The organism is Terrabacter terrae, from assembly GCF_039529575.1.
Classification (GTDB): Bacteria; Actinomycetota; Actinomycetes; order Actinomycetales; family Dermatophilaceae; genus Terrabacter; species Terrabacter terrae.
Window position 1 is genome coordinate 1,638,044 of sequence record NZ_BAAANB010000021.1, and the last position, 22,389, is coordinate 1,660,432.

The 22,389-nt window shown below is 71.6% G+C and carries 20 protein-coding genes; 17 read left to right on the top strand and 3 right to left on the bottom strand.

All coding sequences use genetic code 11. The features are described 5' to 3' along the window. The first annotated feature begins 81 nt into the window (after window positions 1-81). The 5 genes from yajC to ABD194_RS17895 are packed head-to-tail and all read left to right on the top strand — an operon-like array spanning window position 82 to window position 6,422. Complete coding sequence (yajC, locus tag ABD194_RS17875) at window positions 82-423, top strand: preprotein translocase subunit YajC (RefSeq protein ID WP_343993853.1); 342 nt, start codon at window positions 82-84, stop codon at window positions 421-423. Window positions 424-430: 7 nt separating this feature from the next. Then, window positions 431-2,344: a protein translocase subunit SecD gene (gene secD, locus ABD194_RS17880; RefSeq protein ID WP_343993855.1), complete on the top strand. Its 1,914-nt coding sequence runs from the start codon at window positions 431-433 to the stop codon at window positions 2,342-2,344. Further along, entirely contained in the window at window positions 2,341-3,522 is a 1,182-nt protein-coding gene (gene secF, locus ABD194_RS17885; RefSeq protein WP_343993857.1) for a protein translocase subunit SecF, read from the top strand. The genes secD and secF overlap by 4 nt, the downstream gene beginning before the upstream one ends. A 60-nt stretch (window positions 3,523-3,582) precedes the next feature. Next, window positions 3,583-4,107: an adenine phosphoribosyltransferase gene (locus tag ABD194_RS17890; RefSeq protein WP_343993859.1), complete on the top strand. Its 525-nt coding sequence runs from the start codon at window positions 3,583-3,585 to the stop codon at window positions 4,105-4,107. 29 nt (window positions 4,108-4,136) lie between these two features. Next, window positions 4,137-6,422, top strand: a complete 2,286-nt coding sequence (locus ABD194_RS17895) for a RelA/SpoT family protein (protein WP_343993861.1) — start codon at window positions 4,137-4,139, stop codon at window positions 6,420-6,422. Between the two features lie 137 nt (window positions 6,423-6,559). Here the strand turns inward: ABD194_RS17895 and ABD194_RS17900 are convergent, their stop codons facing one another. Then, window positions 6,560-8,353 (bottom strand): DUF349 domain-containing protein, encoded by a 1,794-nt coding sequence (locus ABD194_RS17900; protein WP_343993863.1) that lies wholly within the window; start codon window positions 8,351-8,353, stop codon window positions 6,560-6,562. Beyond that, window positions 8,350-9,210: a peptidylprolyl isomerase gene (locus ABD194_RS17905; RefSeq protein ID WP_343993865.1), complete on the bottom strand. Its 861-nt coding sequence runs from the start codon at window positions 9,208-9,210 to the stop codon at window positions 8,350-8,352. The genes ABD194_RS17900 and ABD194_RS17905 overlap by 4 nt, the downstream gene beginning before the upstream one ends. Window positions 9,211-9,472: 262 nt before the next feature. Between ABD194_RS17905 and ABD194_RS17910 the strand changes: the two genes are divergently transcribed. Further along, window positions 9,473-10,174, top strand: coding sequence for an MBL fold metallo-hydrolase (locus tag ABD194_RS17910; protein WP_343993867.1), 702 nt, complete (start codon window positions 9,473-9,475; stop codon window positions 10,172-10,174). After that, window positions 10,171-11,538 carry a histidine--tRNA ligase gene (gene hisS / locus ABD194_RS17915; protein WP_343993869.1) on the top strand — a complete coding sequence of 456 codons (1,368 nt, stop codon included), beginning with the start codon at window positions 10,171-10,173 and terminating at the stop codon, window positions 11,536-11,538. The genes ABD194_RS17910 and hisS overlap by 4 nt, the downstream gene beginning before the upstream one ends. Before the next feature lie 19 nt (window positions 11,539-11,557). On the opposite strand, the gene ABD194_RS17920 is transcribed toward hisS, so the two are convergent. Continuing rightward, complete coding sequence (locus ABD194_RS17920) at window positions 11,558-12,169, bottom strand: hypothetical protein (RefSeq protein WP_343993871.1); 612 nt, start codon at window positions 12,167-12,169, stop codon at window positions 11,558-11,560. Window positions 12,170-12,374: 205 nt separating this feature from the next. Between ABD194_RS17920 and ald the strand changes: the two genes are divergently transcribed. The 10 genes from ald to der all read left to right on the top strand — a co-directional run bounded on the left by ald (window position 12,375) and on the right by der (window position 22,386). Then, window positions 12,375-13,490, top strand: coding sequence for an alanine dehydrogenase (ald, locus tag ABD194_RS17925; RefSeq protein ID WP_343993873.1), 1,116 nt, complete (start codon window positions 12,375-12,377; stop codon window positions 13,488-13,490). 56 nt (window positions 13,491-13,546) lie between these two features. Continuing rightward, window positions 13,547-14,485: a site-specific tyrosine recombinase XerD gene (xerD, locus tag ABD194_RS17930; RefSeq protein ID WP_343993875.1), complete on the top strand. Its 939-nt coding sequence runs from the start codon at window positions 13,547-13,549 to the stop codon at window positions 14,483-14,485. 96 nt (window positions 14,486-14,581) lie between these two features. Next, window positions 14,582-15,526 carry a ParA family protein gene (locus ABD194_RS17935; RefSeq protein WP_425580025.1) on the top strand — a complete coding sequence of 315 codons (945 nt, stop codon included), beginning with the start codon at window positions 14,582-14,584 and terminating at the stop codon, window positions 15,524-15,526. A gap of 14 nt (window positions 15,527-15,540) precedes the next feature. Next, window positions 15,541-16,644 carry a segregation and condensation protein A gene (locus ABD194_RS17940; protein WP_343993877.1) on the top strand — a complete coding sequence of 368 codons (1,104 nt, stop codon included), beginning with the start codon at window positions 15,541-15,543 and terminating at the stop codon, window positions 16,642-16,644. Then, on the top strand, window positions 16,637-17,299 hold the full coding sequence (gene scpB, locus ABD194_RS17945; RefSeq protein WP_343993879.1) for an SMC-Scp complex subunit ScpB: 663 nt from the start codon (window positions 16,637-16,639) through the stop codon (window positions 17,297-17,299). The genes ABD194_RS17940 and scpB overlap by 8 nt, the downstream gene beginning before the upstream one ends. Beyond that, window positions 17,296-18,291, top strand: a complete 996-nt coding sequence (locus ABD194_RS17950) for a pseudouridine synthase (RefSeq protein ID WP_343993881.1) — start codon at window positions 17,296-17,298, stop codon at window positions 18,289-18,291. Before scpB ends, ABD194_RS17950 begins: the two co-directional genes overlap by 4 nt. A 46-nt stretch (window positions 18,292-18,337) precedes the next feature. Continuing rightward, window positions 18,338-19,420, top strand: a complete 1,083-nt coding sequence (locus ABD194_RS17955; protein ID WP_343993883.1) for a prephenate dehydrogenase — start codon at window positions 18,338-18,340, stop codon at window positions 19,418-19,420. Window positions 19,421-19,489: 69 nt separating this feature from the next. Further along, entirely contained in the window at window positions 19,490-20,197 is a 708-nt protein-coding gene (gene cmk, locus ABD194_RS17960) for a (d)CMP kinase (protein WP_343993885.1), read from the top strand. Further along, window positions 20,194-20,871, top strand: coding sequence for a lysophospholipid acyltransferase family protein (locus ABD194_RS17965; protein ID WP_343993887.1), 678 nt, complete (start codon window positions 20,194-20,196; stop codon window positions 20,869-20,871). Before cmk ends, ABD194_RS17965 begins: the two co-directional genes overlap by 4 nt. Before the next feature lie 12 nt (window positions 20,872-20,883). Next, entirely contained in the window at window positions 20,884-22,386 is a 1,503-nt protein-coding gene (der, locus tag ABD194_RS17970; RefSeq protein WP_425580006.1) for a ribosome biogenesis GTPase Der, read from the top strand. Window positions 22,387-22,389 lie beyond the last annotated feature (3 nt).

A 22,389-nucleotide genomic window follows, 5' to 3' on the forward strand; every position in this document is an offset into this window, starting at 1 on the left:
GACGCGACATCCGACCCGCAGACACGGTGTTGTGGCGCGCAGGTGCGACGACCGGACGACAAGATGAAGGACTGAGCTGACATGAACAACAACGGGGCCTTCTCGTTGCTGATTTTCGCGCTGCCGCTGCTGCTGCTCGGCTGGCTGTTCTTTTCCCAGAACAAGCGGATGAAGCAGGCACGCGACTTCAGCTCGGCCCTCGGCGTCGGTGACCACGTGATCACCTCGTCCGGCATCTTCGGCACCGTCAAGCACCTCGACGACACCAGCGCCTGGCTCGAGGTCGCGGAGGGCACCACCATCCGGGTCGACCGCCGCGCCATCGCGATGAAGCAGGCCGACACCTCAGACAGCGGCGCCGTCGGCGGTCCGAACACCGATGACCCCGGCACGACGCCGGGCATCCAGCAGAACGGTCAGTGAGGGTTCCGTGGCACGCAGCTCCACCAAGAAGTCGGCGAGACGCAGCCTGTTCGCGCTGCTCGTCGTCATCATCGGTCTCGGCGCCCTCGCCGCCGGCCTGACGAAGTGGGGCGACGGGTCGATGACCCCTCGTCTCGGACTCGACCTCGAGGGCGGCACCGAGCTGGTGCTCCAGCCGCAGCTCGTCGGCACGCAGACCATCAGTGAGGGCCAGGTCACCCGGGCCGTCGACATCATCCGGCAGCGCATCGACGCCAACGGCGTGTCCGAGGCCGAGATCACGACGCAGGGCGGCAAGAACATCGTCGTCTCGATCCCGGGCTCACCGACCGCCCAGCAGCTCGACGCCCTCAAGAAGCCGTCGCAGCTGCGCTTCCGAGCGGTCTACGTCCAGGCCCTCGACCAGAACGCCAGCCAGGTCAACCCCAACGCGACGCCGAGCGGCGGCGCCACCGGCACCGCCACCCCGTCCGGAACGCCGTCGGGCACCGCCGCCCCCACGTCGACCGCTTCGGCGACGCCGTCGGCCTCGAAGACCGCACAGAACGGCGTGGTCCCCGACGCGCTGCGCGCCGCGACGACACCGACCCCGTCCGCGACGTCGGGCACGCCGGCTCCCAAGGCCACCACGACGGCCCCCGCGCCCGCCCAGACCGCTCCGGCGCCCACGCCCGCGCAGACCGAGGCCGCGATCAAGGACCAGACCAGCAAGGGCCTGGTCGGGATCGGCTGGGACAAGGCGAAGGCCGACGCGGCCGCCGCGAAGGTCGCCAAGGCGTACACCGCCCTGAACTGCTCCGCCCCGGGCGCCCTCGACAAGATCGTCGACGACCCGACGCAGCCCCTGGCCACCTGTGGTGAGGACCGCGCCACCAAGTACGTCCTCGGCCCGAGCGAGATCGACGGCAGCGAGATCGCCGACGCCTCCAGCGGCTACCAGCCCGGCCCGAACGGGCAGCCGACCTCCATCGTCGAGGTGGCGCTGTCCTTCAAGGACACCGGCAAGGCGAAGTTCGCGGCCGTCACCAAGCGGCTCTTCGGCCTGCAGGGCCAGCCGCCGCTCGACCAGTTCGCCGTCGTCCTGGACAAGGCCGTCATCACGGCCCCCCAGGCGCGTGCGGTCATCACCGACGGCCGTGCCTCGATCACCGGCTCGTTCACCATCGACTCGGCCAAGCAGCTCGCCGACCAGCTCAAGTTCGGCGCGCTGCCGATCTCGTTCGCGCTGCAGACCCAGGACAACATCACGCCGCAGCTCGGTGAGGAGCAGCTGCGCATCGGCCTGCTCGCCGGCTTCATCGGCCTGCTCCTTGTCGTGGTCTACTCGCTGTTCCAGTACCGCGCCCTGGGACTGGTGACCGTCGCCTCGCTCGTCGTCGCGTCCGTCATCACCTACCTCTCGGTCACGGTGCTCGGCACGACCCACGGGTTCCGCCTGACGATGGCGGGGGTGACCGGTCTCATCGTGGCCATCGGTGTCACCGCCGACAGCTTCATCGTCTACTTCGAGCGCATCCGTGACGAGGTCCGTGACGGACGTCCTCTCGTGGCGGCCGTCGAGACGGGCTGGAAGCGAGCCCGCCGCACGATCATCGCGGCGGACGCCGTCAACTTCATCGCGGCCCTCGTGCTCTACCTGCTCGCCTCGAGCAACGTACGCGGCTTCGCGTTCACCCTCGGGCTCACCACGCTGATCGACCTGCTCGTCGTCATGCTCTTCACGCACCCGGCAGTGCAGCTGCTGGCACGCACGAAGTTCTTCGGCGGCGGTCACAAGTGGTCGGGCCTCGACCCGCAGCGCCTCGGCGCGAAGGAGTCGGTCCGCTACCGCGGTCGCGGCCAGTTCGGGGCTCCCGGCGCGCAGCGCCCGCCCGCCACCGTGGGCTCGGCCCGCCTCGCCGAGGGGAAGGCCCAGGCATGATCAACTTCGCCCAGGTCGGCAACGACCTCTACACCGGCAAGCGCTCGGTCGACTTCATCAAGCGCCAGAAGACGTGGTACGCCCTCTCGAGCGTGCTCATCGTCCTCGCCCTCGTCGGCATCTTCGTCAAGGGCCTGAACTTCGGCATCGAGTTCCGCGGTGGGTCGGAGTTCCGCGTCCAGGGCGTGTCCAACAGCCAGGGCTACGAGGAGAAGGCGCAGTCCGCGATCTCGACGGCCGGCATCTCGGGCAACGTCATCTCGACGATCATCGGCCAAGACACGGTCCGGGTGCAGTCCGAGGCGGCCTCCGACCGCACCGACGAGGCGCGCACGGCCCTCGCCAAGCAGTTCGGCGTCAAGGAGAACTCGGTCAGCGCCTCGCTCATCGGTCCCTCGTGGGGGGCGTCGGTCAGCCAGCAGGCGATTCGCGGACTCGTCGTGTTCCTCGTGCTCGTGACCATCGTCATGGCGCTCTACTTCCGAACGTGGAAGATGGCCGTCTCGGGCCTCGTCGCCCTGCTGCACGACCTGGTCATCACCGTGGGCATCTACGCGCTCTTCGGCTTCGAGATCACGCCGTCCTCGATGATCGGGTTCCTGACGATCCTCGGCTATTCGCTCTATGACACCGTCGTCGTCTTCGACAAGGTCCGCGAGAACACGAGCGACGCCTTCCGCACCCGCCGGATGACCTACTCGGCGGCGGCCAACCTGGCCGTCAACCAGACACTCGTGCGCTCGATCAACACCACCGTGGTGGCGCTGCTGCCCATCGCCGCGGTGCTCTTCGTCGGGTTCACGCTGCTGGGCCCCGGCACCCTGCTGGACCTGTCGCTGGCGCTCTTCATCGGCATCGCGGTCGGCGCGTACTCCTCGATCTTCATCGCGACGCCGCTGCTCGTCGACCTGCGCCGCAACGAGCCGGCCGTCAAGGAGCTCGCCAAGTACGTCGAGCGGCACGGCGCCAGGACGCGGCCCGAGGCCCCCGTGGGCACGCCCGAGCCGGTCGCCGTCGGTGCCGACGCCACCGGGGCCGCGGCTCCCGGCGCCGCGCGGGCCGGCGGGGGTGCCGCGGCTGCCGGGTCGTCCGCGGCGGCCACGCCGCGTCCGGTGCACAAGTACGCCCAGGCAGGTCCCCGCAACCAGCCGAAGCGGGCGCCGAAGTCCCAGCGCTGAGGCCGGCCTGCACCAGCCCCCAGCCACGAACACGGCCCCGCACACCCAGAAGGAGACGGCGTGAGCCAGATCAGTGACCTCGTGGCCAGCAAGCTGCGCGACATCCCGGACTTCCCGAAGCCCGGGGTGGTGTTCAAGGACTTCACCCCCCTCATCGCCGACGGTCCCGCCCTGCGCGAGCTCGTCCGCGACATCGCCCAGCGGTATGCCGGCTCGGTCGACGTCATCGTCGGCATCGAGGCACGAGGCTTCATCCTCGGTGCTGCGGTGGCCTACGAGCTGGAGCTCGGCATGGTGCCGGTGCGCAAGGCCGGCAAGCTGCCGGGGGAGACGCTTCGGGAGAGCTACGCCCTCGAGTACGGCACGGCCGAGATCGAGGTACACACCGACGCCTTCCAGGCCGGGCAGCGCGTGCTCGTCATCGACGACGTGCTCGCCACCGGAGGCACGGCCGAGGCGACCGCGCTGCTCGTCGAGCGAGCCGGCGCCAAGGTGGCCGCGATCGAGGTGGTGCTCGAGCTCGCCTTCCTCGAGGGCCGCAAGCGCCTCGCGCACCGGCCCGTCAACGCCATCCTCACGGTGTGACGCCCGGCGGCAACGCCTAGACTCTGTTCATGAGCGAGGACGTCCGCAGCGAGCTGTCCACCCCGTCGCGGGTCCGGGCGCGCTTCGCGCGTTTCGGGGCGACCCGCCCAGCGGGCAACCCCGTCCTCGAGCCGCTCATGACGGCGGTCCGCCAGAACCACCCCAAGGCGGACCTGTCGGTCATCGAGCGGGCGTATGCCGTCGCCGAGAGCGCGCACCAGGGGCAGATGCGCAAGAGCGGCGACGCCTACATCACGCATCCCCTCGCCGTCGCGACCATCCTCGCCGAGCTCGGCATGACCCCGCCCACCCTCGCGGCGGCGCTGCTGCACGACACGGTCGAGGACACGGCATACGGCCTCGACGAGCTGCGACGCGACTTCGGTGACGAGATCGCCATGCTCGTTGACGGCGTCACCAAGCTCGACAAGGTCACCTACGGCGAGGCCGCCCAGGCCGAGACGGTCCGCAAGATGGTCATCGCGATGGCGCGTGACATCCGGGTGCTCGTCATCAAGCTCGCCGACCGCCTGCACAACGCCCGCACGTGGCGCTACGTCAGCCCCGAGTCGGCCAAGCGCAAGGCCAACGAGACGCTCGAGATCTACGCGCCGCTCGCGCACCGGCTCGGCATGAACACCATCAAGTGGGAGCTCGAGGACCTCTCGTTCGCGACGCTCTACCCCAAGGTCTACGACGAGATCGTGCGCCTCGTCGCCGAGCGCGCCCCCGCCCGCGAGGAGTACCTCGCCGGCGTGCGGACCCAGGTCACCGAGGACCTCGCAGCCGCCAAGATCAAGGCCACCGTCACCGGGCGGCCCAAGCACTACTACTCCGTGTACCAGAAGATGATCGTGCGCGGCCGCGACTTCGAGGAGATCTACGACCTCGTCGCCGTGCGCGTGCTCGTCGACACGGTGCGCGACTGCTACGCGGCGCTCGGCGCCCTCCACTCGCGGTGGAACCCGGTCCCCGGCCGGTTCAAGGACTACATCGCGATGCCGAAGTTCAACATGTACCAGTCGCTGCACACGACGGTCATCGGCCCGCAGGGCAAGCCCGTCGAGATCCAGATCCGCACGCACACGATGCACCGCCGCGCCGAGTACGGCGTCGCCGCGCACTGGAAGTACAAGGACCAGAACAACGGCGGTGGCGCCCCCCGTCCGGGCGAGGTCACGCCGCAGAACGACATGGCGTGGCTGCGCCAGCTGCTCGACTGGCAGCGCGAGACCGAGGACCCGGGCGAGTTCCTCGACTCCCTGCGATTCGAGATGGGCAGCAGCGAGGTCTACGTCTTCACGCCCAAGGGCTCGGTCGTCGCGCTCCCGGTCGGTGGCACGCCGGTCGACTTCGCGTATGCCGTCCACACCGAGGTCGGGCACCACTGCATCGGCGCCCGCGTCAACGGGCGCCTCGTGCCGCTGGAGTCCACGCTCGAGAACGGCGACGTCGTCGAGGTGCTCACCTCCAAGGCCGACGGCGCCGGGCCCTCGCGCGACTGGCTGCAGTTCGTCAAGAGCCCGCGCGCCCGCAACAAGATCAAGCAGTGGTTCTCCAAGGAGCGGCGCGAGGAGGCCATCGAGGCCGGCAAGGACTCGATCGCCAAGGCCCTGCGCAAGCAGAACCTGCCGCTGCAGCGGCTGATGAGCCACGACTCGATGACGGCCGTCGCGACCGACCTGCGCTACCAGGACATCGAGGCGCTGTATGCCGCCGTGGGCGAGGGGCACGTCTCCGCGCAGCATGTCGTCAGCAAGGTCGTCGCCTCGATGGGCGGCGTCGACGGCGCCACCGAGGACCTCGCCGAGGCGACCGTCCCGACCCGCGCTGCCTCCCGCCGCCGGGCCGGTGACCCCGGTGTCGTCGTCGTCGGCACCGCTGACGTCTGGGTCAAGCTCGCCAAGTGCTGCACCCCGGTGCCCGGGGACCCGATCATCGGCTTCGTCACCCGCGGCAACGGGGTCTCGGTGCACCGGGTCGACTGCACCAACGCCGACCAGCTGACGGCCAACCCCGAGCGGCTGATCGACGTCGAGTGGGCGCCCAGCTCGGCCAGCGTGTTCCTCGTGCAGCTGCAGGTCGAGGCGCTCGACCGCAACCGGCTGCTGAGCGACGTGACGCGCGTGCTGTCCGACCAGCACGTCAACATCCTCTCGGCGTCGGTGCAGACCTCCCGCGACCGCGTGGCGATCTCTCGTTTCACCTTCGAGATGGGCGACCCGGCGCACCTCGACCACGTCATCAAGGCGGTACGCCGCATCGACGGCGTCTTCGACGTCTACCGCGTCAACGGCGGCAAGTCGACGATGTAGGCCTCGGGCCCGGGGGTGCATGGGCCAACCCGCCTGCCGAGAAAACGTCGAAGGGCCACAAACCGGGCTGAGCGGGCCTGCGCGGCCCGCTCTCTGCCCCGGTTTGTGGCCCTTCGACGTGTTGGGGGTGTGCTGGCTCAGCCGCCGAACTCGGCGACGCCGGCGCGCGCCTGGTCGAGCCAGACCTGCCGGGCCTCGAGGGCCTCGCGGGCCTTCTTGACCTTGCCGGCGTTGCCGGAGGCCTCGGCCCTGGCGAGGTCGTCCTGCAGGTCGGCGACGGCGCGCTCGAGCTGGTCGACCATGGCCCGCGCCCGCGCAGCGACCTCGGGGTTGCTGGACCTCCACTTGCGGTCCTCGGCGTCGCGCACGGTCTGCTCGACGCGGCGCATCGCCTTCTCGACCCGCTCCATGTCGGCGCGCGGCACCTTGCCCGCCGCGTCCCACTTGTCCTGGATGACGCGCAGCTGCGCCTTGGCCTTCTCCAGGTCGGTGACCGGCAGGATCGCCTCGGCCTCGACGAGCAGCGCCTCCTTGACCGTCAGGTTGCCGCGGTACTGCTCCTCCTCGGCCGCCACCACCTCGTCCTTGGCGGCGAAGAAGCGGTCCTGTGCCTCCTTGAAACGCGCCCACAGCCTGTCGTCGTCGGTCCGGCTGGCCCGACCGGCGCGGCGCCACTCGTCCATGAGGCGCTTGAAGGCCCCAGCGGTGGCCGCCCAGTCGGTGCTCGTCGAGAGCTTCTCCGCCTCGGCGACGAGGCGTTCCTTGGCGCCCTTGGCCTCGGCGTGCTGGGCGTCGAGGCCGGCGAAGTGACCACGACGCGCCTTGTCGAAGCTGTTGCGCGCAGCGCTGAACCGCTGCCACAGGGCCGACTCGGTCTCGCGGTCGAGGCGGGTCGCCGAGCGCTGGTGCGCCTTCCACTCGTCGAGCAGCTCGCGCATCCGGGCGCCACTGGTCTTCCACTGGATGCGCTGCTCCGGCTGGGCCGCGATGGCCTCGGCCTCGGCGACGATCTTCTCGCGCTCGGCGGTGGCGGCGGCGCGGGCCTCGGCCCGGTGCTGCTGCTCCACGTTGCGCTTGGCGGCGAGGCCGGACTGGATCTCGTCGAGCTTGGTGGCGAGGGCGTCGAGGTCGCCGACGACGGTCGCCTCCTTGACCTGGGCGGTCAGCGTCTTGAGGCCCTCGGCGACGTCCTTGGACGGCACCTCGGGCTGGGAGAGCCGCTGCTCGAGGAGCACGGCCGAGGCGAACAGCTCGTCGTACTTGCGGGCGAAGTAGGTCAGGGCCTCCTCGTCGGTGGCGCCGGGGTAGGAGCCGACCTCGTGCTCCTCACCGTCGCGGGTGCGCACGAAGACGGTGCCGTTCTCGTCCACGCGACCGAACGCCGCGGACGCGGAGTGGTCGGTCGTGATGGGAGCCGGCGCCGCGGGGGTCACGGTCGGGGGGTGCGGCACGGCCTTGGCCAGAGCGGCCGGCGTCGGGATCGCGGACGGCTTCGGGGGGCTCGCCGGGGTGGGCGCGCTGGGCGCCGGCCCGCTCGTCGGCGCCTCAGCAGCAGGCACCTCTTCCGTTCGGGCCTCTTGCGCTGCCTTTTCCGCAGGCGCCTCCGCGGTGTCGCCCACCTCGGTGCTGCTGACCGACGCGACTACGTCGGCGAGCTCGGCCTGTGCCTCGGCGGGCTCACCGGCCGAGGCCGGCTCGACGGTCTCCACGGTCCCGGCGTTCTCGGCCGCCGGGGTCACGGCGGCCTGCTCCGCCTGCTCGGTGCCTTCGGCGGCCTGCTCCGTCGGCTCGGCGGGAGCGGCCTGCTCCGTCGGCTCGGCGGGAGCGGCCTGCGCCGCGGCAGCCGGTTGCTCGGCCGCGGGCTGGTCGGTCTCGGGCTGCGTGTCCGAGACGGTCGTCTCGTCAGGCTCGGGGTGCTGGATGTCGCTCATGCCTTCTTCTCCGTCACGCTGACGCTGAGGATGCTGATCGGGGAGACGGGGGTGCCGTCCTGCGGGCTGGGTGGCAGGGCCTTGTTGGCGGCGATCTTCTCGACGATGTCGAGGCCCTTGGTCACCTTCCCGAAGATCGTGTAGCCCCCACCGTCGGTGGGCAACTGCGTTTCCTTGTAGGTGATGAAGAACTGGCCACCGTTGCTGTTCGGGTCCTGGGTGCGGGCCATCGCGAGGACTCCCTTGGCGTACTTGCCGTCCTTCGGGGCGTTCTCGATGCCGAAGCCATAGCCGGGGCCACCCTGGCCGGTGCCGGTCGGGTCGCCGCACTGCAGCACGAAGATGCCCTCGGTGGTGATGCGGTGGCAGGGGCTCGGCGCCCAGTAGCCCGTCTTGGCGAGGTTGATGAACGAGGCGACGGTCTGGGGTGCCTTGACGCCGTCGAGCTCGAGCGTGATGTCACCGCAGGTCGTCTTGACCGTGGCGACGAACGTCTTGCCCGCGGCCGTCGCCTTGGCGGGGACCTGGGTCTGCTTCTTCGGCGTCGCCTGCAGCGGCGGGGGAGCGGTGCAGCCGGCGGCGAGCTTCTGCCCGGCCTGCAACCCGCCCTTGCCGGCAGCGCTGGTGCCGGCGGTGCTCGTCGCGGGGGTCGTGGCGCCCCCTGCCGCGGGCGCCGGCGTGTCCGAGCCGCCGACCAGCTTGGGGACGGCGATGACGGCTGCGATGACGAGGATGACGGCGAGGATCACACCGAAGACCTGCTTGTCGCGCGTCGAGTCGCTCACCGGCGGCTTGGCGGTCTTCTGCTGCTCCTCGTGGCGGCGGCGCGCACGTGCGCGTTCCTGCTCTTTGGTCACGAACCTCTCCTCGTACGGGCCGCGTGGGTTGTCCCCGGGCGTTCGGTCATTTTAGGGAACGACCGAGGGACGCGTGTGGCGGGAGGGTCACGAGTCCGTGACATCTGCCCCGCGCCGGGGGAGCGGCCCACGCAGCCCGCGTGACCGCACACCCCGCTGGTCCCTACGCCCGGTCCTGAGGGCGTATGCCGTGTGGGGGCGTCCACGCGCCCGCGCGGGCTCGCGGCGGGGGCGCCGATGCCGACCTCGCTAGGCTCCTCGGGTGCTCACGATCGCGTTCCCGGCCCTGGCCTTCGACACCAACTGCTACGTCCTCGCCTCGCAGGCGGGGGAGGAGTGCGTGGTCGTCGACCCCGGCGTGGGAGTCGTCGAGACGCTGCGCGAGGTGCTCGAGGAGCACCGGCTCCGGCCGGCCGCCGTGCTGCTCACCCACGGGCACGTCGACCACGTCTACTCAGTCACCCCGGTGTGCGGCTCGGACACGGCCGCCTACATCCACGCGGACGACCGTTACCGGCTGCACGACCTGCTGGGGCGGACGAATCCCGGGTTGATCTCGATGTTCGAGCAGCAGTTCGGCGCCGCGGCGACCTGGACCGAGCCGAGCAACGTCGTCGAGATCGGCGACGGCGCGAAGCTCACCCTGGCCGGCATGGAGTTCGAGGTGCTGCACGCACCCGGGCACACCGAGGGCTCGGTGATGTTCGGCATCGACCGCGTGCCCGACGGGCTGCAGGGGCAGCTGGACGTCGACCGCACGATGGTGACCGGCGACGTGCTCTTCGCGGGCTCCGTCGGTCGCACCGACCTGCCGGGCGGCGACCCGGCGGCCATGCAGCGAAGCCTCCGCGAGGTCGTGCTGCCGCTGCCCGACACCACGCTCGTGCTGCCCGGCCACTACCAGGCCACGACGATGGCCCAGGAGCGGGCCACCAACCCCTACCTGAGAGACTTGCCCGCGTGAGCACGCGTCCCCCGTCGAAGTCCGGCAAGGTCACCCCGATCAGTGGCTTCCCCGAGTACCTCCCGTCCGAGCGCATCGTCGAGCAGCGCTTCCTCGACGTCATCCGCGAGACGTTCGAGCTGCACGGCTTCTCCTCGATCGAGACGCGGTCCATCGAGCCGATCGAGCGCCTGAGCTCTCAGGGCGAGGACGCCGACAAGGAGATCTACGCGGTCTCCCGCCTGGCCGGCGGCAGCGACGACGACGCCCGCTGGGGCCTGCACTTCGACATGACGGTGCCGTTCGCGCGGTACGTCCTCGAGAACGCCGGCAAGCTCGCCTTCCCGTTCCGGCGCTACCAGATCCAGAAGGCGTGGCGCGGCGAGCGCCCGCAGGAGGGTCGCTACCGCGAGTTCACCCAGGCCGACATCGACGTCGTGGACGTCGGCCGGCTCTCTCCCCACTTCGAGGCGGAGATGCCGCTCGTCATCGCCGACGTCTTCAGCAAGTTCCCCGTGGGCGAGTTCGTCATCCAGGTCAACGACCGCAAGATCCCGAACGGCTTCTACCAGGGCATCGGCATCGCCGACGTCATCGGGACGCTGCGGATCGTCGACAAGCTCGACAAGATCGGCCCCGACAAGGTCAAGGCGCTGCTCGTCGAGTCGGGCACGACGCCCCAGCAGGCCGACCAGTGCCTGGCGCTGGCCGGCATCCGTTCCGCCGACCTCTCCTTCGTCGACCAGGTGCGCGCCCTCGGCGTCGAGCACCCTCTGCTCGACGAGGGCCTGGAGTCCTTGGCCAACGTCATCCGCACCGGGATGGCCCACGCGCCGGGCAAGCTGGTCGCCGACCTGCGCATCGCGCGGGGGCTCGACTACTACACCGGCACCGTCTACGAGACGCAGTTCATCGGGCACGAGTCGTGGGGCTCGTTCTGCTCCGGAGGCCGCTACGACGCCCTGGCCAGCGATGGGCGCACCACCTATCCAGGGGTCGGCATCTCGATCGGCGTGACGCGGATCCTCGGCCTGCTGATCGGGCGCGGACTCGTCACCGCCTCGCGCTCGACCCCCGCTGCCGTGCTCGTCGCCCTCACGGACGACGACGCGCGAGAGGGCGCCGTGACGGTGGCGACCGCCCTGCGTCGGCGCGGCATCGCCTGCGAGGTCGCTCCGACCGCTGCACGCTTCGGCAAGCAGATCCGCTACGCCGAGCGGCGGGGCATCCCGTTCGTCTGGTTCCCCGGCGCGGGGGAGTCCGGCGACGAGGTGAAGGACATCCGCTCGGGTGAGCAGCTGCCGGCCTCTGCCGACTCGTGGATCCCGCCGGTCGAGGACCTCACGCCCCGCGTGACGCGCGCCGACGCCGACGCCGACGGCTGAGCACGGTTCCGCCAGCGGGTCACGTCCCGCGCGGTGGGCGCAGGCCCTCGTCGCGCAGCTCCAGTGCCGCCAGCTCGTGGATGACCCCGGTGTCGCGGCGACGCCAGGCCCCGGCCGGGTCGTCACTGATCCGCGCGAGGGTGCCCAGAGGCTGGTGGGCCATCGCACGCAGGGCGAAGAGGTCGAGATCCTCGCTCGAGTCGAGGAAGCGCTGCGCGGCCGAGGCCCGGCGGACGAACCCGACGCGTACGTAGAGCCACAGCGACACGACGAGGACGATCGGCACGGCGGCGACGACGAGGCCCAGGACGAGCGCCACCCGCTCGACGGTCGTGGCCATCGAGGTCCCCGCATTGCTCAGCGTGGCGCCCGACTGCGCCGCCTGCCCGAGCCACTGCTTGAGCTGGTCCCCGACGAGCGGGAGCTGCCCGGCCTGGTTGCCTGCGCCGGTCAGGGAGGTGTTGACGGAGCGTCCCGCGGCGGTCAGTGAGTCGGCGGGCCCGCGCAGCTCGACCACGACGTCGTGGGTCTGGCGGCCGAGCCACACCCACAGGCTCACCCAGAGCAGGACGAGGACGTCTGACAGCAGCTGACGGCTGCGGCGGCCCGGTGTGTCGGCGTACAGCTTCACGTGGCGTCCCCTTCGTCGGTGACGCCCAACCTACGGGGACCGGCTCGGCCCGACCCGATGGGCACCCTGGATCCCCGCCACGGGCGCCGATGTCCCGTGACCCGTCCGATGGCGTCTCGCATGGTGGATAGAGTGGGCGACGCCGGTCAGTGTCGACCGGACCTGCCTCCGAGCAGGGTTGACGAGAGAAGGACGTGCGACGGACATGAAGGTCGGCATTCCCCGCGAGGTCAAGAACCACGAGTACCGCGTGGCCATCACGCCCTCGGGCGTCCACGAGCTCACCGAGCACGGCCACCAGGTGCTCGTGGAGAAGGACGCAGGCGTCGGGTCGCAGATCAGCGACGACGACTACGCCGCCGCCGGCGCCCGCATCATCGGCTCTGCGGACGACGTCTGGGGCGAGGCCGACATGGTGCTCAAGGTCAAGGAGCCGGTGGCCGAGGAGTACCACCGGATGCGCGAGGGCCTGACCCTCTTCACCTACCTGCACCTCGCTGCCGACAAGCCGCTCACCGAGGAGCTCGTCAAGCGCAAGGTCACCGGCATCGCGTACGAGACGGTCCAGCTGCCCTCCGGGGGCCTGCCGCTGCTCTACCCGATGTCCGAGGTCGCCGGCTGTCTGGCACCGCAGGTCGGCGCCCACGCGCTGATGCGCGCGCAGGGCGGCCGCGGCGTGCTCATGGGGGGCGTCGGCGGCGTGGCCAACGCCAAGGTCGTCATCCTCGGGGCCGGCGTGTCGGGCCAGAACGCGGCCAACATCGCGCTCGGCATGGGAGCCGACGTGACGCTCCTCGACACCGACCTCGACAAGCTCCGGATGTCGTTCTGGCGCTACGACAACCGGGTCCACGGGCTCGCCTCGTCGCGCCTGACGGTGCAGGAGCAGGTGCTTCAGGCCGACATGGTGATCGGCGCGGTCCTCATCCCCGGCGCTGCCGCCCCCAAGCTCGTCTCCAACGACCTCGTTTCGCAGATGAAGCCGGGCTCGGTCCTCGTCGACATCGCCATCGACCAGGGCGGCTGCTTCGAGGACAGCCACGCGACGACCCACGCCGACCCGACCTACCGCGTGCACAGCTCGGTCTTCTACTGCGTGGCCAACATGCCGGGCGCGGTGCCCAACACCTCGACGTACGCCCTGACCAACTCGACCCTGCCGTATGCCGTGAAGCTGGCCAACCAGGGCTGGCGCGACGCGCTCGCGTCCGACCACGCCCTCGGCCTCGGCCTCAACACCCATGACGGCCACGTCACCTACGCCGGGGTCGCCGAGGCGCACGACATGGCCTGCACGTCGCTCGAGGAAGCCCTCTCCTGACCGACCAGGTCGTCACCGAGCCGCCCGCGGCGCGTCCCACCCCCCTGGAGCGGGACGTGCGCGGGTGGCTCGACCACGTCCGGGTCGAGAAGGGAGCCTCCGAGAACACCCTGAAGTCGTACGCCCGCGACCTCCGTGCCTACTGCGCCTTCCTCGCCGACCACGGCGTGGACGATGCAGGGGGAGTGACGGAGGCGCAGGTCAGCGACTTCCTGGCCTCGCTGCGCGAGCGCGGCCTGGCAGCCTCCTCCGCGGCCCGCACCCTCGTCGCGGTCCGTGGCTTCCACCGCTTCCTCGCCCTGGAGGGGGTCGTGACCGCGGACCCGGCGGCCAACGTGGCGCCGCCCAAGCCGCCTGCCCGGCTGCCCAAGGCCATCCCCGTCGAGGCCGTGGAGCGCCTGCTCGCCGCGGCGGCGGTGGGCGACACGCCCGACTCGCTGCGGGACCGGGCCCTGCTCGAGGTGCTCTACGGAGTCGGGGCGCGCATCAGCGAGGCCGTCGGCCTCGACGTCGACGACCTCGAGACCTCCGCCGAGCTGGGGGGCGCGTCGGCCGAGGCTGCTGGAGCCGGTGGTCGCGCGGGTACGGCGTCGGTGCGTCTGCACGGCAAGGGTGGCAAGGAACGGATCGTCCCGGTGGGCCGCTACGCGGTGGACGCCGTCACGGCATACCTCGTCCGGGGCCGCCCCGAGCTGGCCACGCACGGACGCGGGGGTCCGGCGCTCTTCCTCAACCAGCGCGGCGCCCGGCTCTCGCGCCAGTCGGCGTGGGCGATCATCCGGCGCGCCGCCGACCGGGCCGGCCTCGGCGAGCACGTCTCCCCACACACCCTGCGGCACTCCTTCGCCACGCACCTGCTCGACGGGGGCGCCGACGTGCGGGTCGTGCAGGAGCTGCTCGGCCACGCGTCCGTCACCACCACGCAGATCTACACGATGGTCTCGGTGCACCGACTCCGCGAGGTCTATGCGGGCGCTCACCCCCGTGCCCGCTGATAGGGTCACACGTGATCAGCGCGAGGCTGACCAGGAGAATTGAAGGCAAGGCCGAGCGGAGTGGAACACCTGGTGAACGAGGAGTCACACGACACCATGCAGTCCGTGCCGTCAGAGGACCTCGACCAGCCCCGCCACAGTCCGGTGAGCGCCGTGCCCCGGGTCGCCCACCTGCCCGGCACCGAGTCCGCGGGCTCGGGGGCCATGGGACCCACCGGCCGACCGCTGCCCCACTTCCCCGAGCCTGCGCCCCTCACCAGCCACGGCCCGGCGCGCATCATCGCCATGTGCAACCAGAAGGGTGGCGTCGGCAAGACGACGACCACCATCAACCTCGGCGCCGCGCTCGCCGAGGTCGGCCGCCGGGTGCTCGTCGTCGACTTCGACCCGCAGGGCGCGCTGTCGGTCGGCCTCGGCATCAACGCCCAGCAGCTCGACGTCACGATCTACAACCTGCTCGTGGAGCGCGGTCACGAGATCCACGACGTCATCCAGCAGACCCGCACGCCCGGGCTCGACGTGGTGCCGGCCAACATCGACCTGTCGGCCGCAGAGGTCCAGCTCGTCGGTGAGGTCGCGCGCGAGCAGATCCTCGCCCGCGTGCTGCGGCCCGTCGTCGACGAGTACGACGTCATCCTCATCGACTGCCAGCCTTCGCTCGGCCTGCTCACAGTCAACGCGCTGACGGCGGCCCACGGTGTCGTCATCCCGCTCGAGTGCGAGTTCTTCGCCATGCGCGGCGTGGCCCTGCTCATCGACACGATCGACAAGATCACCGACCGTCTCAACCCGCGCCTGCACGTCGACGGCATCCTCGCCACGATGTACGACGGCCGCACCCTGCACAGCCGCGAGGTCGTGCGCTCCGTCGTCGACCACTTCGGCGAGCAGGTCTTCCACACCGTCATCAGCCGCACCGTGAAGTTCCCGGACGCGACGCTGGCCGCCGAGCCGATCACCTCGTACTCGTCCGAGCACTCCGGTGCCAACGCCTACCGCCAGCTCGCCCGTGAGCTGATCGCGCGCGGCGGCGCAGCCTGATCCGTCGTGGGCGGATGACCGAGCAGGACACCGTCGAGCGCCGGGCGGTCGAGTCCGACGACGTCGAGGACCCCGTGGTCCCCGGCGCCGCCGAGACCGCCGAGGCGGCCGTGGCCGCAGTGAGGGGTGAGCCGGGTGGGCTCCCGGAGCTGGGTGAGCTGGCCGACGTCGCGCCGGTGCGGGCCGCCCCCGCCGACGAGCTGACGCCCGGTGGGGTCATCACCCGCCGGGCCTCCACGCCGTTCGAGGTCCACCTCGACGTCTTCTCGGGCCCCTTCGACCTGTTGCTCGGCCTCATCAGCAAGCACAAGCTGGACATCACCGAGGTGGCGCTCGCCAAGGTCACCGACGAGTTCGTGGCCCACATCAAGGCGGCCCAGGCGGCCGACAGCGACTGGGACCTGGACCAGGCCTCCGAGTTCCTCCTCATCGCCGCGACCCTGCTCGACCTCAAGGCCTCGCGCCTGCTCCCGCAGTCGGGCCCCCAGGACGAGGAGGACCTCGCGCTCATCGAGGCCCGCGACCTTCTCTTCGCGCGCCTGCTCCAGTACCGCGCCTACAAGCAGATCGCCGGGACCTTCCGCGACCGGATGGCCACGGCCGGGCGGATCACCCCGCGCCAGGCCGGCCTCGACCCGGAGTTCGCCAGCCTGCTGCCCGAGCTGGTCATCGCCGTCACGCCCGAGCAGTTCGCCAAGATCGCCGCCCGCGCGATGACGCCGAAGGTGGCCCCGACCGTCGGGCTGGAGCACCTGCACTCGCCGCAGGTGAGCGTGCGTGAGCAGGCCGCGATCCTCGTCGAGCGGCTGCGCCACCGGGGCCAGGTCTCCTTCCGCAGCCTCGTCGCCGACGCCGACAGCACCCTCGTCATCGTCGCTCGCTTCCTCGCCCTGCTCGAGCTGTTCAAGGAGGCGGCCATCGCCTTCGAGCAGGAGGAGGCCCTCGGCGAGCTGGACATCCGGTGGACCGGCGCCGGGGCGGGCGAGATCTCCATCGACGACGAGTTCGACGAGGAGGCCGCCGGCGAGCGGCCCGACGGGTCCAGCGGGCCCCAGGAGCAGCAGCCGGCCCCGGCCCACGGCGACGCAGCAGCACGGACAGGAGCAGACGATGAGTGACCAGCCCGCGTCGTCGACGCAGGCGCCCGAGCCGACCGGCGAGCCGGACGTGCTCGACGAGCGTGGCGGTGACGAGCAGATCGCCTTCGACATCAACGACTTCCCCGGTGGAGCACGCTCCGCCCTCGAGGCCGTCCTCATGGTCGTCGACGAGCCGGTCACCGAGGTCGCCCTCGCGTCGGCGCTCGAGCTCCCCGTGGAGGACGTGCGGGGCCACCTGCAGGCCCTCGAGGAGGAGTATGCCGCCGCACAGCGCGGGTTCACGCTGCGCAGCGTCGCGGGCGGGTGGCGCGTCTACAGCAGGTCCGACTACGCCCCGGTCGTGGAGAAGTTCGTTCTCGACGGCCAGCAGGCCAAGCTCACCCAGGCCTCGCTCGAGACCCTGGCGGTCATCGCCTACCGCCAGCCCGTGTCCCGCGCCCGGGTCAGCGCCGTGCGCGGTGTCAGCGTGGACGGCGTCGTGCGCACCCTGACCTCCCGCGGCCTCATCGAGGAGGTCGAGGACGTGGGGGAGAGCGGCGCCGTGCTCTACCGCACCACCCCCTACTTCCTGCAGCGGATGGGACTGTCGTCGCTCGACGACCTCCCGGCGTTGGCGCCCTACCTACCGGACGCCGACGTCATCGACGAGCTCATCGAGGAAGGACACGCATGAGCGAGTACTCCAGGTCACCCCGACAGCCGCGCAAGAAGGGATCGGGTGCCTCCGGTGGCAGTGGTGGGGCCGGCGCCCGTCGCGGCGCTCCGGGGCCCAAGGGCGCCAAGGGCCGCTCCGGGCGCCCCGTCGCCGGCGGCAAGAGCGGCGGGAGGAGCGGCGGCGGCGGCAAGGCCACGGGGCCGCGGTTCGCCGGGTCGACGAAGGCCAGCCAGCCCACGAAGCTCCCCGAGCGCAAGGCCGCCCCGCAGGTCGACGTCCACGACCCCGAGGGCGTGCGCCTGCAGAAGCTCATGGCAGCCGGCGGAGTCGGCTCACGCCGCGTCTGCGAGAACCTCATCGAGCAGGGCCGGGTGGAGGTCGACGGGCAGGTCGTCACCGAGCTTGGGGTGCGGATCAACCCCCGCACGCAGGTCGTGCATGTCGACGGCGTGCGCGTCAACCTCGACGAGGACCGCGTCTACCTCGCCTTCAACAAGCCCAAGGGCGTGGTCACGACCATGCACGACGAGCTCGGCCGGGTCTCCCTGGCCGACTACGTCGGCAACCGCGAGGAGCGGCTCTTCCACGTCGGCCGTCTCGACGCCGACACCGAGGGCCTGCTGCTGCTCACCAACGACGGCGACCTCGCCCACCGACTGCAGCACCCGGCATACGGCGTGCTCAAGACGTACGTCGCGACGATCCGCGGACCGGTCCAGCGCGACGTGGGCAAGCGCCTGCGCGAGGGCGTCGAGCTCGAGGACGGGCCGGTGAGCGTCGACTCGTTCCGCATCGTCGACCACCAGCCCGGCAAGGCCATGGTCGAGGTCGTGCTCCACGAGGGACGCAAGCACGTAGTGCGCCGCATGCTCGAGGCCGTCGGGCACCCCGTGCTCGAGCTCGTCCGCACCGAGGTGGGCCCGATCCGCCTGGCCGACCTCAAGTCCGGCCGCTCCCGCCGGCTCAACAAGGCGGAGATCGGCGCGCTCTACAAGGCTGCCGGTCTGTGATCCGGACGCCCCGGCCCGGCGGCGGCCCGCTGGCTACGCTGGCGCCGTGACCACGCACGTCCGCATCGTCGGTGCCGGACTGATCGGCACGAGCCTCGGGATCGCCCTGACCGGCAAGGGGTTCCGGGTCTCGCTCGAGGATCCCTCACCGACGGCGGTCCGGCTCGCCCGCGATCTGCGTGCCGGCGAGGTTGCCGACGGGCACACGAATGCTCCCGACGTCGTCGTGGTGGCGGCCCCGCCCGACGTCGCTGCCGAGGTCGTCGTCACGGCGCTGGACCGCTGGCCCGGCGCGGTGGTGAGCGACGTCGCCTCCGTCAAGGAGTCGGTGCTGCGCGCCGTCCTGGCCTCCGGTGCCGACGCCAACCGCTACGTCGGCTCGCACCCGATGGCCGGCCGTGAGCGCTCCGGAGCCGCAGCCGCGCGCGCCGACCTGTTCGAGGGGCGGGCCTGGGTGGTCGTGCCGCACGAGAGCTCCACCCCGGCAGCCGTGAGCTGTCTGCGCGAGATCGCGCTCGCCGTCGGCTCCCTCGTGCTCGTCATGCCCGCCCACGAGCACGACGAGGCGGTCGCCGCCGTGTCGCACGTGCCGCAGCTCGCCGCGAGCATCGTGGCTGCCTGCCTCCGCGACCTTCCCGAGTCGGCCGTCGGGCTCGCCGGTCCCGGTCTGCGCGACGTCACCCGGATCGCCGCGAGCGACCCGCGGCTGTGGACCCAGATCCTGGCGGGCAACGCGTCCGCGGTGCGCGACGTCATGCGGCTCGTCCGCGACCAGGTCCAGGCCGTCATCGGCGCCCTCGACGCCCTCGTGGACGCCGACGGCGTCGGCGCACTGGGCACCCTGAGCGGGGTGCTCGAGGCGGGCAACCTGGGCCACGCGCGGATCCCCGGCAAGCACGGCGCGGCGCCGACGGCCTACGAGGTGGTCTCGGTGGTCGTGCCCGACGAGCCCGGCGCGCTGGCGCGGCTGCTCGGCGACGTGGGCAACGCCGGCATCAACCTCGAGGACCTGCACCTCGAGCACGGCCTCGGTCAGGCCGTGGGCGTCGCAGAGATCTCGGTCGTGCCTGCCTCGGTCGAACCACTTCGCAGCGAGCTCGCGCGGCTGGGCTGGCGCGTCCACGACTGAGCCCGACCGCCCCGGCCGGCAGCACCCGGCGCGTCGGCCGGTCACCGGGGAGGCACTATCCTCGGCCGCATGCCTGACACCCCTGAGGACCACCTTTCCGGCTTCGTGATCGCCGTCGACGGCCCCTCGGGCTCGGGCAAGTCGAGCGTCAGCAAGCAGGTGGCTCGGTCGCTGGGCTACGGTTTCCTCGACACCGGTGCGATGTACCGCGCCCTGACGTGGTGGTGCCTCGAGCAGGGTGTCGACCTGACCGACCAGGACGCCGTCATCACCACCGCCGAGCGCTTCCCGCTCTCGATCGGCACCGACCCGGACGCGCCGACCGTCACGGTCGGCGGCACCGACGTCGCCGCCGCGATCCGCGAACCCCGCATCTCCACCAACGTCTCGGCCGTCGCGGCGGTCCTGCCGGTGCGCGAGATCCTCCGGGTGCTGCAGCGACGGCTGATCAGCAAGGCAGGACGGGCCACCGGCGGCGTCGTCGCCGAGGGCCGGGACATCACCACCGTCGTCGCGCCGGACGCCCCGGTGCGCATCCTGCTGACCGCCTCGCAGGAGGCCCGGCTCGCGCGCCGCTCGAAGGAGCTGCACGGGGCGGCCGACGCCGGCGCGGTCGCAGCGACCCGTTCGCAGGTGGTCGACCGCGACAGGGCCGACTCCGCCGTGTCCGAGTTCACGGTGGCCGCCGACGGCGTCACCACGATCGACACCTCGCACCTGGACTTCCAGGGCTCGGTCGAGGCGGTGCTCCAGGTGGTCGAGGCGGCTCGGGCGTGACCGCCGAGGCGAGCGCCCCCGAGGCCCCGCACCCCGGGCGTGCCGTCGTGGGCCGGTGGATCGGGATCGCGATCTTCCGCGGCCTCTACCGGGGAAGGGCCCACCACGCCGACCGGGTGCCCGGCACCGGCCCCGTGGTCCTGGTCGCCAACCACGCGGCCTTCCTCGACGGACCGTTCGTCTTCTCGCTCGCACCCCGCCCCGCGAACTTCCTCGTCAAGCAGGAGGCGTTCAAGGGGTTCTTCGGCTGGGTCATCCGCAACGTCGGCCAGATCCCCATCGACCGCACCGTCGGTGACCGGGCGGCGCTCGCCACCGCCACGGCCGTGCTCGAGCGCGGGGGGGCCGTCGGCATCTTCCCCGAGGGCAACCGGGGCGCCGGCGACGTCGAGCAGGTCAACCAGGGGGCCGCCTGGATCGCGCTGCGCACCGGCGCCACCATCGTGCCCGTCGCCGTGAGCGGGACGCGTGTCCCGGGCGCTTCGGCAGACGCGTGGCCGCGCCCCCGGGCCCGGCTCGACGTCGTCTTCGGCGAACCCTTCGAGCTCACCGTTCCGGCTGACGCGCCGGGACGCATACGCCTGCGTCTCGCCAGCGAGCAGCTGCGCGACGCTCTCGCGTCACACGTACGTCGCTCGCGGGTGGAGAATGGTCCCTCACCGCACGTTCACTGATTCGAGGACACCGTGACTGACGAGACCGCCCGCCCCACCGACGAGGGCGCTCCGATCTCGACCGCCGACCCCGAGGCCCGCGACGACGCCTCCGTCGAGCGCGCGCTGCGCGCCGGGCTCGCCGACTTCGAGCTGAGCCCCGAGGACCAGGCGCTGCTCGACGCCCAGGGACCGTATGCCGCGGGCGCCGCCGAGCAGGGACCCCTGCCCGTGGTCGCCGTCGTCGGCCGCCCCAACGTCGGCAAGTCCAGCCTGGTCAACCGCATCCTGCGCCGCCGCGAGGCCGTGGTGGAGGACGTCCCGGGCGTCACCCGCGACCGAGTCTCCTACGAGGCGGAGTGGGGCGGCCGCCGCTTCACCATCGTGGACACCGGCGGCTGGGAAGCCGACGCGACCGGCATCCACCTCCGGGTGGCCGAGCAGGCGGAGATCGCCATCGACCTTGCCGACGTCGTGATGTTCGTCGTCGACGCCACGGTGGGTGCGACCGACGACGACGCGGCCGTCGTCAAGCTGCTGCGCCGCTCCGGCAAGCCCGTCGTCCTGGTGGCCAACAAGGTCGACGACGAGCGCGGGGAGGCCGACGCAGCCGCGCTGTGGAGCCTCGGGCTCGGCCAGCCCTGGCCGGTCTCGGCGGTACACGGCCGCGGCAGCGGAGACGCCCTGGACGCCGTGCTCGAGGTGCTGCCCGACGTGTCGGCGCACGGCGCGTACGCCCAGGGGGGGCCGCGCCGCGTCGCGCTCATCGGCCGTCCCAACGTCGGCAAGTCGAGCCTGCTCAACAAGCTCGCCGGCAGCGAGAGGGTCGTCGTCGACAACGTGGCGGGCACGACCCGCGACCCCGTCGACGAGCTGATCGAGCTGGGTGGCACGACGTGGCGCTTCGTCGACACGGCGGGAATCCGGCGTCGGGTGCACCAGACGCGAGGCGCCGACTTCTACGCCTCGCTGCGCACCCAGACGGCGCTCGAGAAGGCCGAGGTGGCGGTGGTGCTCATCGACGCCGAGCAGCCGATCGCCGAGCAGGACATCCGCGTCGTGCAGCAGGTCATCGACGCAGGGCGTGCGCTCGTCATCGCCTACAACAAGTGGGACACCCTCGACGAGGAGCGCCGCTACTACCTCGAGCGCGAGATCGAGAAGGAGCTCGTCCAGGTGCCCTGGGCCCCGCGGGCCAACATCTCGGCGCGGACCGGCCGTCACATGGACCGCCTGGTCCCCGCCATCGAGACCGCTCTCGAGTCCTGGGACACACGCGTGCCCACGGCCCGCCTCAACGCCTTCCTCGGCGAGATCGTGGCCTCACACCCGCACCCCCTGCGTGGCGGCAAGCAGCCCCGCATCCTCTTCGCGACGCAGGCCTCCACCCGGCCGCCGCGGTTCGTGGTCTTCGCCTCCGGCTTCATCGAGGCCGGCTACCGCCGCTTCATCGAGAGGCGGCTGCGCGAGGAGTTCGGCTTCGAGGGCACGCCGATCGAGGTCTCGGTCCGCGTCCGCGAGAAGCGCCGCCGCTGACGG

Coding starts and splice junctions, on each gene's coding strand:
- ald (WP_343993873.1), top strand. CDS start 12,375: ATGAAGGTCGGCATTCCCCGCGAGGTCAAGAACCACGAGTACCGCGTG.
- scpB (WP_343993879.1), top strand. CDS start 16,637: ATGAGTGACCAGCCCGCGTCGTCGACGCAGGCGCCCGAGCCGACCGGC.
- secF (WP_343993857.1), top strand. CDS start 2,341: ATGATCAACTTCGCCCAGGTCGGCAACGACCTCTACACCGGCAAGCGC.
- ABD194_RS17900 (WP_343993863.1), bottom strand. CDS start 8,353: ATGAGCGACATCCAGCACCCCGAGCCTGACGAGACGACCGTCTCGGAC.
- ABD194_RS17940 (WP_343993877.1), top strand. CDS start 15,541: ATGACCGAGCAGGACACCGTCGAGCGCCGGGCGGTCGAGTCCGACGAC.
- ABD194_RS17950 (WP_343993881.1), top strand. CDS start 17,296: ATGAGCGAGTACTCCAGGTCACCCCGACAGCCGCGCAAGAAGGGATCG.
- yajC (WP_343993853.1), top strand. CDS start 82: ATGAACAACAACGGGGCCTTCTCGTTGCTGATTTTCGCGCTGCCGCTG.
- ABD194_RS17935 (WP_425580025.1), top strand. CDS start 14,582: ATGCAGTCCGTGCCGTCAGAGGACCTCGACCAGCCCCGCCACAGTCCG.
- ABD194_RS17895 (WP_343993861.1), top strand. CDS start 4,137: ATGAGCGAGGACGTCCGCAGCGAGCTGTCCACCCCGTCGCGGGTCCGG.
- cmk (WP_343993885.1), top strand. CDS start 19,490: ATGCCTGACACCCCTGAGGACCACCTTTCCGGCTTCGTGATCGCCGTC.